Below are 16,638 nucleotides of genomic sequence, written 5' to 3'. Positions count from 1 at the left end.
ATTTGTTAATTATCATATTAGTCTATATTCTTCTAAGAACGCCTGCAGCCGGCATAATGATACCTAGGTTTAGCAAATCTTTAAATCTTAGATCACGGTGTAATCCGTATTGATTGTCAGCTTAAGCTGACATATTTTTTTATAATTTATGAATGCGTTTTCTTTGAATGGCTGATATCTTAGCTAACCTATTGTTAAATCTATTGACGTAATCGAAAGAGACTCCTATAATTATTTTATTGTGCATTTGCAAAAAAACATTATAGGCACCTGAATATGGAATTAAATTTGGAGGAGTTATTAATGAATAAAAAAGAAATGGATGTTGCTTTTCTAGGCCATCCGCGTGGTTTATCGACACTCTTTTTTACTGAAATGTGGGAAAGATTCAGTTACTATGGTATGCGAGCTATCTTACTCTATTATATGTACTACTCAGTGACACGGGGTGGGTTGGGCTTTGATAAACCAACAGCAGCATCTATCATGTCAATCTATGGGGCTTTAGTCTACTTATCTAGTGCGCTAGGTGGCTTTATCAGCGACCGGATTTGGGGTAGCCGACGGACCGTTTTTGTTGGTGGTGTCTTAATAATGTTAGGACATATAGCACTGTCGACGCCTTTTGGAAAAACAGCATTATTTATATCAATTGGATTAATAATTATTGGAACAGGGTTATTGAAGCCGAATGTTTCTGAAATGGTTGGAGAATTATACAGAGAAACAGACCCACGGCGTGATACGGGATTTACAATCTTTGTTTTTGGTATTAATATGGGTGCCTTTATTTCACCTATCCTTGTTGGTTATTTAGGACAGAAAGTTAATTTTCATCTAGGTTTTTCTTTAGCGGCCTTTGGGATGTTTTTCGGTTTACTGCAATATTACATAGACGGAAAGAAATATTTATCTAAGGACAGCTTGTATCCAAGCGACCCCATTGATCCAGACGAACTTAAAGGTTTATTACAAAAAGTAGCAGTTTTTGGAATTTTCTTAGCCTTAATATTTACAATTATGGGACTCTTTAATCTTTTAAACCTTGATAATATTATTTTAGTAATAACGATCTTAGCCGTAATGATTCCGATTTATTATTTTGTCTTGATATTATCAAGCTCGAAAATTAGTAAACAAGAGCGATCACGAGTTTGGGCTTATATACCATTGTTTATTGCTAGTATTTTATTTTGGTCAATTGAAGAGCAAGGTTCAGTCGTGCTAGCGTTCTTTGCTGAAGAACAGACAAGACTTAATATTGGTTGGTTACATTATCCAGCTAGTATCTTTCAGAGTATGAATCCATTATTTATTATGATCTATGTACCGCTTTTTGCATTATTATGGACAAAGTTAGGTGATAGACAGCCGTCATCACCAGCTAAATTTGCTTATGGTTTATTTTTTGCAGGAATTTCATTCCTATGGATGATGCTACCAGGTCTTTTGTCTGGTACTAATGCAAGAGTCAGTCCATTATGGCTTATTACCAGCTGGGCTTTAGTAATTGTCGGTGAGATGCTTATTTCACCAATTGGTTTGTCGGCGACTACGAAGCTAGCACCTAAGGCTTTTCAGTCACAAATGATGAGTATGTGGTTTTTAAGTGATGCTGTTGCTCAGGCCTTCAATTCACAACTTGTCCGTTTCTACACGAAAGGAACAGAAGTCGTCTATTATGGTTTAGTAGGGGTTATTACGATTGTTTTTGGGGTTGTACTCTTATTGATGGTTCCTCAAATTAAGAAATTAATGAGCGGAGTTCGTTAAAAACTAAATTATGATCAAAAAAGTCTTGCATATCCTTACTTAATCATGTATTATTATTGAGTCAGGTATTTAAGACTTGTTTTTATGGAAGGGTAGCGAAGTCTGGCTAAACGCGGCGGACTGTAAATCCGCTCCTTCGGGTTCGGTGGTTCGAATCCACTCCCTTCCACCATAATTGGGCTATAGCCAAGCGGTAAGGCATCGGGTTTTGATCCCGTGATGCGCTGGTTCGAATCCAGCTAGCCCAATTCATATTATTGAACGCCACTAAGAGTGGCGTTTTTTTTATAGTTTTATGATTAATTGTTATATATTGACTTTTATTGAAATAACGATTACATTCATTATATTGGTATATATCATTTTAAGCTGATTCAGTATTGGAGGACGTTATGGTAAAAATTGGTTTTATTGGTGCCGGTAATATGGCACGAGCAATTATTAATGGCTGGCTAGCAACAGGAAAAGTTGCGGCTGCAGATATTTTGATTCATAGTGCGCATCGTCAGAGTTACGGTCCATATGCGGAGGAAAAAGGGCTTGTACCAGTTGAAAGTAACAAGGAAGTTGTTGAACAAGCGGAGATTGTTTTTCTTGCGGTTAAACCCTTGGTCTTGGGAAGTGTACTGGCAGAAATAAAGCAAGATGTTCAAACAAAGAAGAGCGTTCTTGTATCGATGGTTAGTGGTGTCTCGCTCGCAGAGATCCAAGAAGTTTTAGGGAATGGGAAGGTAGAGCTACTGAGAATAATGCCAAACGTTAATGTTGAAATTAATGAAGGAATAACAGCTTTAGCCGGAAATCCAACACTTACAGATGAGCATTATCATTTTTGTGAGGACCTGCTTAATACTTTAGGCAAAACAACACCTTTAGCAGAAAAAGATTTTAGTACTTTTGTAGCATTAGGTGGAAGTTCACCTGCATTTGTGTATTTCTTTATCGATTCATTGGCTCGGGCAGGGGTTAAATATGGTTTGACTAAGAAACAAGCAACAGAGATAGCCGCACAAGCAGTGATGGGAAGTGCTAAGAAGATACTTGTTGCTTCAAAAACGCCATGGGAGTTAGTGGACGCTGTTTCCTCACCAGGTGGGACAACAGTCGCAGGATTACTTGCTATGGAAGAAGCAGGCTTTATGACATCAATTGTTAAGGCTGTAGATGCAACAATTGCAAAGGATCAGAAGAAATAATATTCTTATTGATTAGAGGTTGGAAAAATGAAAACAGTTTTAAAACATGGAACAATTTATACTGGAAATGGGAAAATTACTGATGGATATATCCGTTTTGGTGAAAAGATAGAAGCTGTCGGACCAGTGAGCGAATATCTTCCAGCTGCGCAAGACCAAGTTACTGATGTTCAAGGAAAGATAATCGTTCCCGGTTTTATCGATGTTCATAGTCATGGTGGGTACGGTTTCGATGCGATGGATGGGGATCCTGAACAGATTGATAAAATGGTAAACGAAATGGTTCATGAGGGGATCACAAGCTATTTTGCAACAACTATGACTCAAGCACACGCTGAAATCGCTAAAGCGATGAAAGGGATAAGAAAAGCGGCAGCTAAAAACCCAGTTATTCAAGGAATCCACTTGGAAGGACCGTTTATTTCCCCTGTTTTTAAAGGTGCGCAACCAGAAAAATATATTCAGGCTCCAGATGTTAAATTGTTTGATGAATGGAATGAATTATCTGGTCATTTGATTAAGTTAGTAACTTACGCACCGGAGCATAAAATGACTGCCGCATTCGAAGATTATTGTCTTGCAAATGGTATAGTACCATCTATGGGGCACAGTAACGCTAAACGGGCAGAATTACTGAACTCAAAAGTAAGTCATGTAACACATCTATATAACGCGCAACGTGAATTTAAGCATCGCCAACCTGGTGTAACAGGGCATGCGCTGTTGGAAGATAATATTTACTGTGAGATAATCGCAGATGGTTTTCATGTCGTACCAGATATGATTCGATTAGCGTATGAAATAAAGGGACCGACAAAAATTGAATTGGTAACAGACTCGATGCGTGCCAAAGGGATGCCAGAAGGAGTTTCTGAGTTAGGCGGACAGAAAGTTATTGTTAAAGATAAACAGGCCCGGTTGACAAGTGGCAATTTAGCGGGGTCCGTTTTGAAGTATCAAGATGCTTTTAGAAATATCATGCAGTTTACAGGCTGTGGCATTGAAGAAGCTGTTCTAATGTCTTCAGTCAATCAAGCACGTGAATTTAAACTGACAAATAAGGGAAGTTTAGCGGTTGGGAAAGATGCTGATCTTAACCTTTTTGATGATAAGATTTCTTTGTGCGCAACGTATAGTTTGGGTAAATATTACCAAGATTAATTGAGAGATGGAGGAAAAGAAGTGGCCTCACCTATATATATTCAAATTCATAATGATATTAAACGTTCGATCGAAGCCGGTAAATGGGAGATTGGTGATCAGATACCTTCTGAACGTGAATTGGCGGTTAAATTTGGGGTTAGCCGAATGACTTTACGGCAGGCAATTCAGACACTTGCTGATGAAGGAATTTTGGAACGGCGAATTGGCGCAGGAACCTATGTCGCGCGTCAGAAAGTTCAAGAGAAAATGTCAGGGGTAACTAGCTTTACAGAACTGACTAAAGCTCAAGGAAAAGTTCCTTCAAGCAAAACAATATCATATCATGTTGCTACACCTTCGTTAAGTGAACGTGAAAAACTTGAATTAGATGAAAAAGATTTAGTTTTAAGGATGGAACGAATACGGTATGCTGATGATACACCAATTTGTTTTGAGGTTGCAACCGTCCCGCAGGAATTAGTGAAGGAATACAGTAAGAAACAGGTAACGAGCTCACTTTATCGGGTCCTAGAAGAGAGCGGGTATGCAATTGGGCACGCTGAACAAACTGTCTCAGCAATGCTCGCTTCAGAAAGAATTGCGGATTACCTTGAAATCAAACGTGGGGATGCAATTTTACGGCTACGTCAGATAACAGAACTATCCAATAAGCAGCCATTCGAATATGTCAGAACACAATATGTCGGTAGCCGTTTCGAATTCTATTTGGAAAAATAAGTTAGCAGATTAAAAATGTTTACGTTGTTTTAGAGTTGTCAGAAGAGAATGATTGTTAAGAGCTCTTAAGATGTCTAACGGTAAAATAAAGAAGCTGAGCCCAAAGTTGCGTTGGCTCAGCTTCTTACGTTTAGGATTTTTTATTATTTAAAAATTTTGTTTGAAAAATCAATAGTAGATAGTGGGGTAAAGCGAGCATTCTCCCGAGGCGACTCGGTTCCTGTAAAAGGCGATAAAACCATTCTAAGTGGTGCTTTTGCCAAAATAGAGGAGCACGGCGTGTTACACCTGCCAGAACGTCAAAACTACCGCCAACTCCCATCCAAATCGCTTGTGAACTATGCCGATAAGTATCAATAAAGAATTCCTGCTTAGGGAATCCTAGCGCTACAAAAACAAAATCAGGGGCTGCTTGTCTAATATCATGCGCGACAGCTTCCTCATCCCTAAAATAGCCGTCATGATAGCCAGCGATTATCAATTTAGGATACTTCCGTTTAATTTTAGCGATCATTTTAGTAATCACAGTAGGTTGAGCACCTAAAAAATAGACACGTTTTTGCTGCTCATTAGCAAAACTTAATAAGGCTAGGAGTGTATCATAACCTGTGACCCGTTCAGGTAAAGGGCGGTTGAGAATGCGGGCTCCTTTAATAATCCCAATTCCATCGGCAGTTGTATAGTCTGCGGTATTCAAAATAGAAGTATACTTTGGATTTTGACGGGCAAATAAAACAATTTCTGGATTTGCTGTTACAACAAAACGATTTTTATGCAATAAACTATCCTTTTTTAATTGCTCTAATAATTCATGATTGGTTATTTTGGTAAACTTGACACCTAGAATATCAACTTGTGGGTATGACATAATTTTTTAACCTACCTTTAAATTACATTTAGTATACCAGAAAAAATGACGATATTATAAAAAAGTGATAGAATGATGAAATAGTGTAAAAAAGAGGCATAATGTTATTTTATGCTTAATATGGAACTCAGCTGACTGCTGAGAAGGAGAAGAAAAATGTTAACGAATTACCCAGACGATAGTTATGCACTGCATACAGACGAGTATCAGCTTAATATGATTCAAACATATTGGCTGCAGGGCATTGATCAGAAAAAAGCAGTTTTTGAGGTTTATTTTAGAAAACTCCCGTTTAAAAATGGTTATGCCATTTTTGCTGGACTTGAACGAGTGATCGAATACATTTCAAAACTACGTTTTTCTGAGTCTGATTTAGCGTATTTAAAAGATACAGGCAATTTTTCACAAGAATTTCTTACTTATTTGCGTAATTTTAAATTTACAGCGACTATTCGTTCAGCTATCGAAGGTGAGGTTGTTTTCAATAACGAGCCGCTCTTACAAGTTGAAGGGCCATTGGCAGATTGTCAATTAGTCGAAACAGCTATTTTAAATATTATTAATTATCAAACGCTGATTGCAACAAAAGCTGCGCGGATTAGGTCGGTCGTACATAATGATGCGATTATGGAATTTGGAACTAGACGTGCACAAGAATTTGATGCAGCTATTTGGGGAACAAGAGCGGCTTATATAGGTGGCTTCGACGCAACAAGCAATGTCCGTGCAAGTAAGATTTTTGGAATTCCTACAAGTGGGACACATGCTCATGCACTGGTTCAGGCTTACCGCAGTGATTATCGAGCTTTTAAAGCTTATGCACAGACACATAAAGATTGTGTTTTTCTAGTTGATACATATGATACATTACGCAGTGGAGTCCCAAATGCTATTAAGATTGCACGTGAATTTGGTGCGAAGATAAACTTCTTAGGTGTAAGAATCGATTCAGGTGATATGGCATACATTTCAAAAAGAGTGCGTGAACAATTAGATGAAGCTGGCTTCCCAGATGCCAAAATTTATGCTTCTAATGATCTTGATGAGAAAACAATTACAAACTTAAAGATGCAGGGAGCTAAAATTGATGTCTGGGGTGTCGGGACAAAGCTCATTACGGCTTTTGACCAGCCAGCATTAGGGGCAGTCTACAAAATGGTGGCAATTGAAAATGCTACAGGTGAATTAGAAGATACAATTAAGCTTTCCAGTAATGCAGAGAAGGTTTCAACTCCAGGCAAGAAACAAGTTTGGCGTATCACCAAAAAAGAAGATGGAAAATCGGAAGGGGATTATATAGCTTTATGGAATGAAGATCCCCGAACAGAAGAGTCGCTATATATGTTCCATCCGCAATATGTCTATATAAATAAGAACGTAACTGACTTTGATGCCCGGCCATTACTACAAGAAATTTTTCAACAAGGCCGATTAGTCTATCAGACACCGTCTTTGGTAAAAATCAAACAGTACGCACATGATTGTTTGGATAATTTATGGGAAGAATATAGACGTGATTTGAACCCACAGGATTATCCAGTAGATTTATCCCAAGAGTGCTATGATAATAAAATGCAAATTATTAAAGAAATTCGTGAAGGTATTAATAAAAAAGGGTAAAATAAACTTGATGGTAGATAATGTTACATTTAACTGCTTGATTAAGAGTTTAAGCCCTACAAGGCTATATTAATACTACGAGGAGTGGATAAGATGCGCCAGCTACAACAGAAGATTATCGAAAGTTTAAAAGTGAGTCCAACGATTGATCCGCAACAAGAAATTAGACGCAGTGTTGATTTTTTGAAAGATTACTTAAAAAAGAATTCATTTCTAAAGACACTTGTCCTCGGGATCTCAGGAGGACAAGATTCGACACTGACAGGGAAGCTTTGTCAACTTGCCATCAGTGAATTAAGAACTGAAACCAAGGATATAGCATATCAGTTTATTGCAGTTCGTCTGCCATATGGTAACCAAGAAGATGAACAAGATGCAATGGATGCAATTGCATTTATGCAGGCAGATCAAACTGTTAGGATTAATATTAAAGCTGCAACAGACGCAACTGTTGCCAGTGTTGAGAATAATCAGGTTAAAGTCAGTGACTTCAACAAAGGGAATATCAAAGCACGTCAAAGAATGATAGCTCAATACAGTATCGCTAGCGCAGCACAGGGGACAGTAGTTGGAACTGATCATGCGGCTGAAGCTGTAACAGGGTTCTATACTAAGTATGGAGATGGTGGGGCTGATATTACACCTATCTGGCGTTTGGATAAGCGTCAGGGGCGTGCTCTGCTGGAAGTTCTTGGAGCTCCTAAACACCTTTATCAAAAGGTACCAACTGCTGATTTAGAAGATGATCGGCCGGCTTTGCCAGATGAAGCAGCTTTAGGCGTAACCTATGATGATATTGATAATTATCTTGAAGGACATGAGATTTCTGAGGCAGCTGCAACTAAGATTGAAGCTTGGTATATGCGGACTGAACATAAGCGGCACTTGCCGATCACTGTTTTTGATAATTTCTGGAAGTAAGGACCATTACATTTTTTATAATATTATTTAATCTGTACCCACTCACTGCTATGTTATAATGAGCGGGTATTTTTAGTAGATTTTCTATGGTGTTCAGGAAGAGGAGATAAATATATAATGAAGACAGAAATTGAAAAAGCTGTTGCACAAAAGCTAAAGATTTCTTATAAATATGTGCATGCTGCCTTGGAACTTCTACATGATGGGAATACTGTTCCTTTTATTGCTCGTTATCGTAAAGAACGGACGGCCAGTATGGATGAGGTTGTTCTCCGCAAAGTATGGGCCGATTATCAGACAGCTGAAAAACTAGATATTTATAAGCAAAAGGTCATTACAACTATTTCCGAGCAAGGCAAGCTGACAAAAGCCTTGCAGAAGCAAATTAGTGGTGCAACCGTTCTTCAGACTGTTGAAGACTTATATCTTCCTTTCAAGAAAAAGCGCAAGACACGTGCAACTGTAGCGAAGGAAGCTGGGTTAGCAGGATTTGCGGACTGGCTGTTACACTTTCCTCAGAGTGATATTGAGAAAAAGGCGGCTGCATTTATCACACCGGTACATAATATTTTACAGGTTGAAGACGTTATCGCTGGGGCCCAAGATATTATTGCGGAAGTAATCAGTGAAAAGGCTATTTTTAGAGCATACATACGTAAGGTAATTTTGCGTACAGGAACACTAGTAGCTACAGTTAAAGATCAGGCTAAGGATGAAAATGGTGTTTTTCGAGATTATTATCAATTTGAAGAAACGCTAACTAAATTACCGACTTATCGAACTTTGGCCCTTGACCGTGGCGAAAAGCTAGGCATTTTGAATATTAAAATACAAAGTGATGAGGATTACAGCTTACGTTATTTACATTCACAACTTATCCTTCAACATAAAGGACCAGCAGTTAAACTAATAATAGAGGCGTATACCGACGGCTTTAAAAGGTTATTGAAGCCTTCACTTGAACGTGAGGTCCGTAATGATTTAACTAAAAAGGCTCATGAACACGCTATTGAGGTTTTTGGAGATAATTTATACCATCTCTTAATGCAGGCCCCACTTAAGGGAAAGGTAACGCTGGGTTTTGATCCTGCTTACAGGACAGGCTGCAAGTTAGCAGTAGTCGATCCGACTGGAAAATTCATTGCTAAGGCTGTAATCTATCCGCATGCACGACAAAAGGGCACAAGTGTTTCAGAAGAACAGTATCAGAAAGCTACTTCTGAATTTGAAAACTTACTAAGAAAATATCAAGTAGAAATGATTGCAATTGGTAATGGGACGGCTAGCCGTGAGTCTGAACAGTTTGTCGCACAAGTGATTAAAAGAATTACACAGCCTATTTATTATGTGATTGTGAGCGAGGCAGGGGCTTCTGTGTATTCTGCAAGTAAGATTGCGCGTTCTGAGTTTCCTGAGTTTAATGTTGAGGAGCGTTCAGCCATCAGCATTGCACGGCGGTTACAGGATCCATTAGCGGAATTGATCAAGATTGATCCACAAGCCATTGGAGTGGGACAGTACCAGCACGATTTACCGCAAGTTAAATTAAAAGAACGACTAGCAGCTGTTATTGAAACAGCCGTTAATCAAGTTGGAGTTGATTTAAACACAGCAAGTGTTGAGTTACTGCGGCATATTGCAGGGCTAAACGCGGTCACGGCAGCTAATATTGTTAAATATCGTAATGAAAATGGTGTTTTTACAAGTAGAGCTGATTTGAAGAAGGTTGAACGTTTAGGACCAAAAGCCTATATACAAGCAGCAGGTTTTTTACATATCATTGGTGGAAATAACGTCCTCGATAATACCGATATTCATCCTGAAAGTTATCCATTAACTAAAAAAATATTAGGCTATCTCGGAATGCAACTTAAAGATATTGGGAGTGAAGCAAGTATCAAAACACTTTCTAAACAGGATAGTACGATACTAGCTGATAAGATGCAGGCTGGTCAAGCAACAGTTGCTGATATTTTGAGGAGTTTGCAAAAGCCGGGAAGAGATATACGTGAAGAGTTGCCTGTACCTCTATTACGGCAGGATGTTTTGAAAGTGGAAGATTTAAATGTAGGGATGAAGCTACAAGGAACGGTTCGTAATGTGGTTGATTTTGGAGCGTTTATGGATATTGGTGTTAAGCAAGATGGATTAGTTCATATTTCAAAACTAACTAATAAATTTATTCAGCGACCGCATGAAGTTGTTGCAGTAGGTGATATCGTTACTGTTTGGATCGAATCCGTTGACTTGGCACGTCAGCGAATCCAATTAACAATGCTTGCTCCTGATGAAGGTGCTGCTCAATGAATGATGAGCAACTGCAACGATTAGTTTGTCAGGTTTCACAGGAAAAATTTGGCTGTGCCTTCAAGCACCACGCTCTTTTTAATAAACGTTTGAGAACTACTGGCGGGCGTTACTTGTTAGTTAATCATAATATTGAAATTAACCCTAAGATGATTATGGAACATGATCGTAGTACTATCATTGGTATTATTAAGCACGAGTTATGTCATTACCATTTACATCTAACTGGACAAGGATATCACCACCGTGACCAAGCTTTTAAACAATTGTTGCAAAAAGTAGGTGGACTGCGTTATACACCGCCAGCACCGAGAGAAACAGAAAAGCTACGTTATCGTTGCTCAAACTGTGGTCAAGAATATTTTCGGTCACGAAGAATTAATACAAATCGCTATGTATGTTCTAAATGTCGGGGAAAATTAGTTTTAATTAGAAAAGTTAAATAAACTATTGCCTGCCACCTTATATTTTGTTATAATGAATTCTGTTGTTGCGGGTATGGCGGAATTGGCAGACGCGTCAGACTAAGGATCTGGTGGGCCTTATAGCCCGTGATGGTTCGAATCCATTTACCCGCATTAATGAATAAGGGGGTGGGACAAAACATACGTTTTGTCCCATCCCTTTGTCGTATGGGGCTGTAACAAAACATATGTTTTGTTACAGCTCCTTCAATTTATTATTTCATTTGGTAATAGTCGTATTATTCAAGCTCGTTGACTGTGTTACTGATAGTTAGTAAATTAGATAAACTAGAGATCGTTTTAAGCAGAGATCAATTTTTTATGTGAAATAAGAGGTGGATTGATTATTGGAAAAGGCAGTTAAGATAACTGAAAGTGCACATTATGTCCCCCAGCGCATCGTTACTAATGATGAATTAAGTCAACTTATGGAAACTTCAGACGAATGGATTCAACGGCATACTGGGATTAAAACACGTCATTTTGCACTTAATGAGAATACTTCAGATATGTGTGTTAAAGTTGCCAAGAAATTATTAACCGCAGCTCGTTTATCAGCGACTGAGCTTGATCTGATTGTAGTAGCAACGATTACACCGGATTCATTGACCCCTTCCACTGCAGCTAGGGTGCAGCAAAAAATTGGAGCAGATAAGGCTTTTTCATTTGATATTAGCGCGGCCTGTGCTGGATTTGTTTTTGCTTTAAGTACTGCTGAAAAATTTATTCGGAATGGTAATTACAAACGTGCTTTAGTGATCGCAGCTGAAACTAATTCGAAAATGATGGATTTTAAAGACCGGACGTCAGCGGTCTTCTTTGGTGATGGTGCCGGTGGAGTATTACTTGAAGGTAGTGAAAATCCGGCTGATGAGATGTTTATGGCAGAAGCTTTAAAAACAAAAGCTGATTCTGAAGTGATCCATAGTGGACGAATCTCGCCACTTAGTCAGATTACAGCTGATAATTATCCTAAGATAGATGCTTTTTATCAAAACGGTCATGCCGTTTTTGATTTTGTTACGGCGGTGATCCCTAAACATATCAAGCAGTTGTTAAAGAAACAACATCTACGCCCGGTAGATTTAGATTTAATAATTCCACATCAGGCTAACTTGCGTTTAATAGAAAATATCGCGCAGCAATTACAGCTACCGTTGACAAAATTTGCGACTAATATTGAAACAAACGGAAATACTTCATCGGCGGGAATACCAATCGGATTAGATCAAGTTTTAAAACAAGAGAAACAGCATAAATTAATTTTACTAACGGGTTTTGGAGCAGGGTTAGCATATGGGAGCTTGCTATTAGATGTAGCTAGTTTTCATAGGCAGGACAGTAGTAAGTAAATAGCAATTGTGACTGGTAAAAAAATAAATAGAGGACTGAAGCAGAAGATAACTTGTGCCTCAGTCCTCTATTTGGTTATTTTAAACTAATCTATTGCTTTAATTAATCTCATCGAGTTTTTTAAGGTGTTTAGCTGTGATCGCCTTGACTTTGTTAACTCTACGAATATATTTTTCTTGTGCTAAGAAATCAGTTGTCATCCAAACTCTGACTATTTCTAAAGCAATAGCAGAGCCAATTATTTTTCCGCCTAAGCAGAGGACGTTACTATCATTGTGTTGCCGTGCAAGTTGGGCACAGAAAGGATCTTGACAAACAACGGCATCAATACCATAAACACGATTAGCGATCATGGCGCTACCATAACCAACACCATCGATAAAAATACCACGATCAGCTTTATTTTTGGCAACTTCTAAAGCAGCTGGGTAAACGAAGTCGGATAAATCAACAGGGTCTGTTGTAGAGGGGCCAAGATCTTTAACCTCATGTCCCATTGATTCTAGGAGAGTAATAATTTCTTTTTTTAATGCGACACCGGCATGATCACTCGCTAAAACTATTTTCAAGAAAAACGCTTCCTTTACGATTTTAGATTAGATATTACTCGTTATTAAAATAAAGCAACGAGCATCTGTAACACTATTATACAGTAAAATAGTGTTAGGGGTTGTGCTTCTTGATAGAAATTAAGAATTAAACTGAAAATAAGGAAAGATCAAGCATCGCTATGAACATAACAACAATTATTTTATAAAAGAGGTACAAGAACTTGTGTTTTAAGTAAGCTCTTGCACCTCTGAAAAGAAAAAATTTTTTTATTTTTTAATAGCCGTTTGAATAAGCAGGTGTCGAATAGGTTGAATCATAAGTATTGTTAGAGTAGCTTGAAGTGCTGTCAGTGCCATTGATCGTTGAAGACTGTGAGTTGTCCGAGTATGAGTTATCACCTGAATAATACTCACTAACTTGTCCATAGAATTCCTTTGTTGAAGGTTTTAAGTTTAATTCTGCGCGAATCTTATCTGAAATTTTTTGCTTTTCTTTTGCAGATACAACCTGGTAAGAGGCACCATCGATCATAGCGTCCTTTCCTTGCAGCACATCAGATTTAATCGAATTACCAGCATCCTTGTAATTAGTTTCGACAGTTAAGATATCATTATAAGTCATATCAGTTTGCATATTATCTTCAATTGTGGCTAATATTTTTTTGTAATTAGAGATAGAGGCCGTAGAAGCCGCTTTGTTAACAAGCGCCTTAATCACTTGTTTTTGTCGCTTCTGTCGACCATAATCCCCCTCTGGGTCGCTATAACGCATTCGGGAATAGGCTAAGGCTTCTTGACCATTAAGTTTAACCGCTTTTCCCTTAGTAACATCAGCATAGCTGTATTTAAAAGTTAACTGTGGAGTAACCGTGACCCCTCCAAGAGCATCGACAACTTTACGTAATCCTCCCATATTGACAAGAAGATAAAAATCGATCGGAACATGTAGCATATTCTGAACCGTTTCAACGGCGGTTTTAGTTCCACCAATAGTGTAAGCCGAATTTATTTTATCGTAGGAATTTTCACTGCCTTTTATTTTAACTTGAGTATCTCTAGGGATACTGGTTAAGGTCGCCTGTTTTGTTTGCGGATTGACAGTAGCAAGTATGATTGTATCTGTTCGGCCTTTATCGCTGCGCCCCAAATCACCAGTATCTGTTCCTAACAAGAGAATTGAGAAAGGCTTTTTGTCCTTTAAAACCTGTGAAACATCGCGCGCTTTTTTTAAGTTCGTTTGTTTAAAAGTTTTGTTGATCGTATCTTTAGCATCGCCGAGCATGCTATAAGCATAAAAAGCCGTACCGTAAAATAAAATAAGAATCAGTCCTAATAAAAGAGTGCATGTTAGGCGACGTTTTCCGCGCGGACTTTTTTTTCGGTGAGAAGAACCACTATTCCGACGCAAGGGGGTATCAACTAATTCCTCAGCATTTTTATCATTTTTGTTCATAAAAGGCTCCTTAAATTCGACATTATGACTGAATTATACTACTTAATACTAAAATTTGACTAGTAAAAAAGATGTTTAACGATAAATTAAGTATTCGATCTTTTTTGGGGGATAGTGAAAAATGTTTATTTTTCAGTTATCTTTCAATTTACGTTACAAAACTGTGATATACTTATGAACGTTTAGTATAAGAATAGTGAGAAAGAGAAGTGAAGCTATGCAAGTTTTCGAACATAGTATCTCTGGGGTTTTAATCATCTTAGTCATGATAGTCCTTGGGTATGTTTTGGCAGAGCGTAAATGGTTTGATGAAAATTCGACCAAGTTGATCGCAAAAATAGTTACTCAGATTTCATTGCCCTGTTACATGGTTTCAACAATAATGAATAAGTTTTCTGCAAGTGAATTAGCAAAAATGATGCCGGATCTACGTTTCCCGGTTATTTCAATGATGATCTTAATGGCGATAGCATTTGCCCTCGTTCGTATTTTTAAGATACGCGATAGTCATGCCGGATTATTCTCATCAATGTTTTTTAATTCAAATACCGTTTTTGTCGGTTTACCAATCAATCAGGCCTTATTCGGAAGTGAGAGTATTCCTTATGTTCTTATTTACTATATGGCAAATACCACCATTTTCTGGACATTAGGAACATACTTGATTCAACGTGACGGTGGGCATGAGATAAAATTTGATCTAAAAAAGACGCTGGGGAAAATTTTTTCACCCCCCTTACTGGGATTCATTATTGGGGTTATCTTTGTTTTATTAGGGGTTAAACTACCAGCTTTTGTCAATTCTGATTTAGACTATATTGGAAGTTTGACGATTCCATTATCGATGCTTTTTATCGGGATTTCTGTTTCGCATGCTGGATTAAATAAACTGGTTCTTAAGAAGGATCATGCGTTAATTTTATTCGGACGTTTTATTTGTGCACCATTATTAATGTCGTTACTGGTTATTCCTGCCGATATGCCGTTAATAATGAAGCAAGTATTTATTTTACAGTCAGCCATGCCGGTGATGACTAATGCACCTGTTGTTGCCAACTTGTACGATGCTGATTCAGATTATGCCGCTGTGATGGTTACTGAAACAACGCTGATTTCATTAGTTATAGTACCAGTTTTAATGGTTATAACACAAAATATAGGATAGGGAGTATCAGTCGTGAAAAGGACGATAGTTTATGTTTTAATATCAACCTTAATGTTTAGTTCAATGGAGATCGCGTTAAAAGTTGCAGGGGCAACCTTTAACCCAATTCAATTAAATTTAATTCGTTTCTTTATCGGAAGTCTGGTTTTGTTACCCATTGCTAACAAATCACTTAAGCAGAAAAAACGGGTCTTAACAAAACAAGATTGGTTATTGTTTTTAATAACAGGTTTTTTATGCGTAATTGTCAGTATGTCACTGTTTCAGCTAGCCGTAGTCTCCACTAAAGCTTCAACGGTGGCAGTATTATTCAGCTGCAACCCTGTTTTCGCCTTGATTTTCGCCTTTTTGATATTGCATGAACATCTTGGAAGGGCAAACATATTAGCCGTTACTATCTCAATTATTGGTTTATTAATTATTATTGATCCAGCACATTTATCACGGCCAGTAGGAATTGTTTTGGCACTTTTATCTGCGGTCACTTTTGGTTTTTATTCAATTGTTTCTCGTTATGGTTCTACTAAGCGCGGTCTTAACGGGATCGTGATGACTTGCTACACTTTTGTTACCGGGACGGTCGAATTATTGCTTCTTTCTTGGATAACGCATATTCCCGCAGTTGCAACATGGCTAGGAAAAAGTAGCGCGTTGACAAGCTTTAAAGATCTTCCAATAATTCACAATATTACGTTAGGCTCTCTTCCGATGCTGTTTTATCTTGGGGTATGTGTTACGGGTGGCGGCTTCGCGTTTTACTTCTTAGCGATGGAACGTTCTGATGTTTCAACTGCATCCTTAGTTTTCTTCATTAAACCTGGACTTGCACCGATCCTAGCTGCACTACTGATTGGTGAAAAAATATCGCTGTTGACTATTAGCGGAATAATTGTTATTTTGATTGGATCTGTCGTGACCTTTATCGGTAACAAAGTCAAAGAAGAGAACATTAATGCTGCATCAAAATCTTAAAAGAGTAAAGGTTTTTCTTTAAGAGAAGGATAATCTTTCAAATAGGACTAAGTTAAAAGGGCTCTTCGTCAACTGTTGTTGGTGAATCCACTTATAAAAGTTCTAATTACTTTG

The 16,638-nt window shown here is 38.0% G+C and carries 14 protein-coding genes and 3 tRNA genes; 14 read left to right on the top strand and 3 right to left on the bottom strand.

Annotation, left to right across the window (positions count from 1 at the left end):
- The first annotated feature begins 303 nt into the window (after nt 1–303).
- From FC81_RS02195 to FC81_RS02170, 6 genes are all read left to right on the top strand, one after another.
- Entirely contained in the window at nt 304–1,773 is a 1,470-nt protein-coding gene (locus tag FC81_RS02195; RefSeq protein ID WP_057742629.1) for a peptide MFS transporter, read from the top strand.
- Nucleotides 1,774–1,859: 86 nt separating this feature from the next.
- Nucleotides 1,860–1,945, top strand: a tRNA-Tyr gene (locus FC81_RS02190).
- A gap of 4 nt (nt 1,946–1,949) precedes the next feature.
- A tRNA-Gln gene (locus tag FC81_RS02185) sits at nt 1,950–2,021 on the top strand.
- A 144-nt stretch (nt 2,022–2,165) separates the two neighbouring features.
- Nucleotides 2,166–2,969, top strand: coding sequence for a pyrroline-5-carboxylate reductase (proC, locus tag FC81_RS02180; RefSeq protein ID WP_057742627.1), 804 nt, complete (start codon nt 2,166–2,168; stop codon nt 2,967–2,969).
- 27 nt (nt 2,970–2,996) lie between these two features.
- Nucleotides 2,997–4,130 carry an N-acetylglucosamine-6-phosphate deacetylase gene (gene nagA, locus FC81_RS02175; RefSeq protein WP_057742625.1) on the top strand — a complete coding sequence of 378 codons (1,134 nt, stop codon included), beginning with the start codon at nt 2,997–2,999 and terminating at the stop codon, nt 4,128–4,130.
- Between the two features lie 21 nt (nt 4,131–4,151).
- On the top strand, nt 4,152–4,850 hold the full coding sequence (locus FC81_RS02170; RefSeq protein ID WP_057742623.1) for a GntR family transcriptional regulator: 699 nt from the start codon (nt 4,152–4,154) through the stop codon (nt 4,848–4,850).
- Nucleotides 4,851–4,980: 130 nt separating this feature from the next.
- Here the strand turns inward: FC81_RS02170 and FC81_RS02165 are convergent, their stop codons facing one another.
- Nucleotides 4,981–5,718: a WecB/TagA/CpsF family glycosyltransferase gene (locus tag FC81_RS02165; RefSeq protein ID WP_057742621.1), complete on the bottom strand. Its 738-nt coding sequence runs from the start codon at nt 5,716–5,718 to the stop codon at nt 4,981–4,983.
- A gap of 156 nt (nt 5,719–5,874) precedes the next feature.
- Here FC81_RS02165 and FC81_RS02160 point away from each other — a divergent pair, with 156 nt between their 5' ends.
- The 6 genes from FC81_RS02160 (at nt 5,875) to FC81_RS02135 (ending at nt 12,382) form a co-directional block, all read left to right on the top strand.
- Nucleotides 5,875–7,338: a nicotinate phosphoribosyltransferase gene (locus FC81_RS02160; RefSeq protein ID WP_057742619.1), complete on the top strand. Its 1,464-nt coding sequence runs from the start codon at nt 5,875–5,877 to the stop codon at nt 7,336–7,338.
- 93 nt (nt 7,339–7,431) lie between these two features.
- Nucleotides 7,432–8,259 (top strand): ammonia-dependent NAD(+) synthetase, encoded by an 828-nt coding sequence (gene nadE / locus FC81_RS02155; protein WP_057742617.1) that lies wholly within the window; start codon nt 7,432–7,434, stop codon nt 8,257–8,259.
- Nucleotides 8,260–8,376: 117 nt separating this feature from the next.
- Complete coding sequence (locus FC81_RS02150; protein WP_057742615.1) at nt 8,377–10,566, top strand: Tex family protein; 2,190 nt, start codon at nt 8,377–8,379, stop codon at nt 10,564–10,566.
- Complete coding sequence (locus FC81_RS02145) at nt 10,563–11,012, top strand: SprT family protein (RefSeq protein ID WP_057742613.1); 450 nt, start codon at nt 10,563–10,565, stop codon at nt 11,010–11,012. The genes FC81_RS02150 and FC81_RS02145 overlap by 4 nt, the downstream gene beginning before the upstream one ends.
- Before the next feature lie 46 nt (nt 11,013–11,058).
- Nucleotides 11,059–11,144: transfer RNA gene (locus FC81_RS02140), tRNA-Leu, on the top strand.
- 233 nt (nt 11,145–11,377) lie between these two features.
- Entirely contained in the window at nt 11,378–12,382 is a 1,005-nt protein-coding gene (locus FC81_RS02135) for a beta-ketoacyl-ACP synthase III (protein ID WP_057742611.1), read from the top strand.
- Nucleotides 12,383–12,481: 99 nt separating this feature from the next.
- Here the strand turns inward: FC81_RS02135 and FC81_RS02130 are convergent, their stop codons facing one another.
- Complete coding sequence (locus tag FC81_RS02130; RefSeq protein ID WP_057742610.1) at nt 12,482–12,952, bottom strand: RpiB/LacA/LacB family sugar-phosphate isomerase; 471 nt, start codon at nt 12,950–12,952, stop codon at nt 12,482–12,484.
- Between the two features lie 256 nt (nt 12,953–13,208).
- The gene (locus tag FC81_RS02125) at nt 13,209–14,387 is read right to left on the bottom strand and encodes an LCP family protein (protein ID WP_057742608.1); all 1,179 of its coding nucleotides are present in this window, start codon (nt 14,385–14,387) and stop codon (nt 13,209–13,211) included.
- 217 nt (nt 14,388–14,604) lie between these two features.
- Between FC81_RS02125 and FC81_RS02120 the strand changes: the two genes are divergently transcribed.
- Together FC81_RS02120 and FC81_RS02115 are read left to right on the top strand one after the other, a co-directional pair.
- On the top strand, nt 14,605–15,552 hold the full coding sequence (locus tag FC81_RS02120; protein ID WP_057742606.1) for an AEC family transporter: 948 nt from the start codon (nt 14,605–14,607) through the stop codon (nt 15,550–15,552).
- Between the two features lie 63 nt (nt 15,553–15,615).
- Nucleotides 15,616–16,524: a DMT family transporter gene (locus FC81_RS02115; protein WP_420806338.1), complete on the top strand. Its 909-nt coding sequence runs from the start codon at nt 15,616–15,618 to the stop codon at nt 16,522–16,524.
- The last annotated feature ends 114 nt before the right edge of the window (nt 16,525–16,638 follow it).

The sequence above is a fragment of the Liquorilactobacillus capillatus DSM 19910 genome (genome assembly GCF_001434915.1).
Lineage (GTDB): Bacteria > Bacillota > Bacilli > Lactobacillales > Lactobacillaceae > Liquorilactobacillus > Liquorilactobacillus capillatus.
The sequence above is the reverse complement of the archived record's forward strand: the minus strand, read 5'-3'. Positions and strand labels throughout refer to the sequence as shown.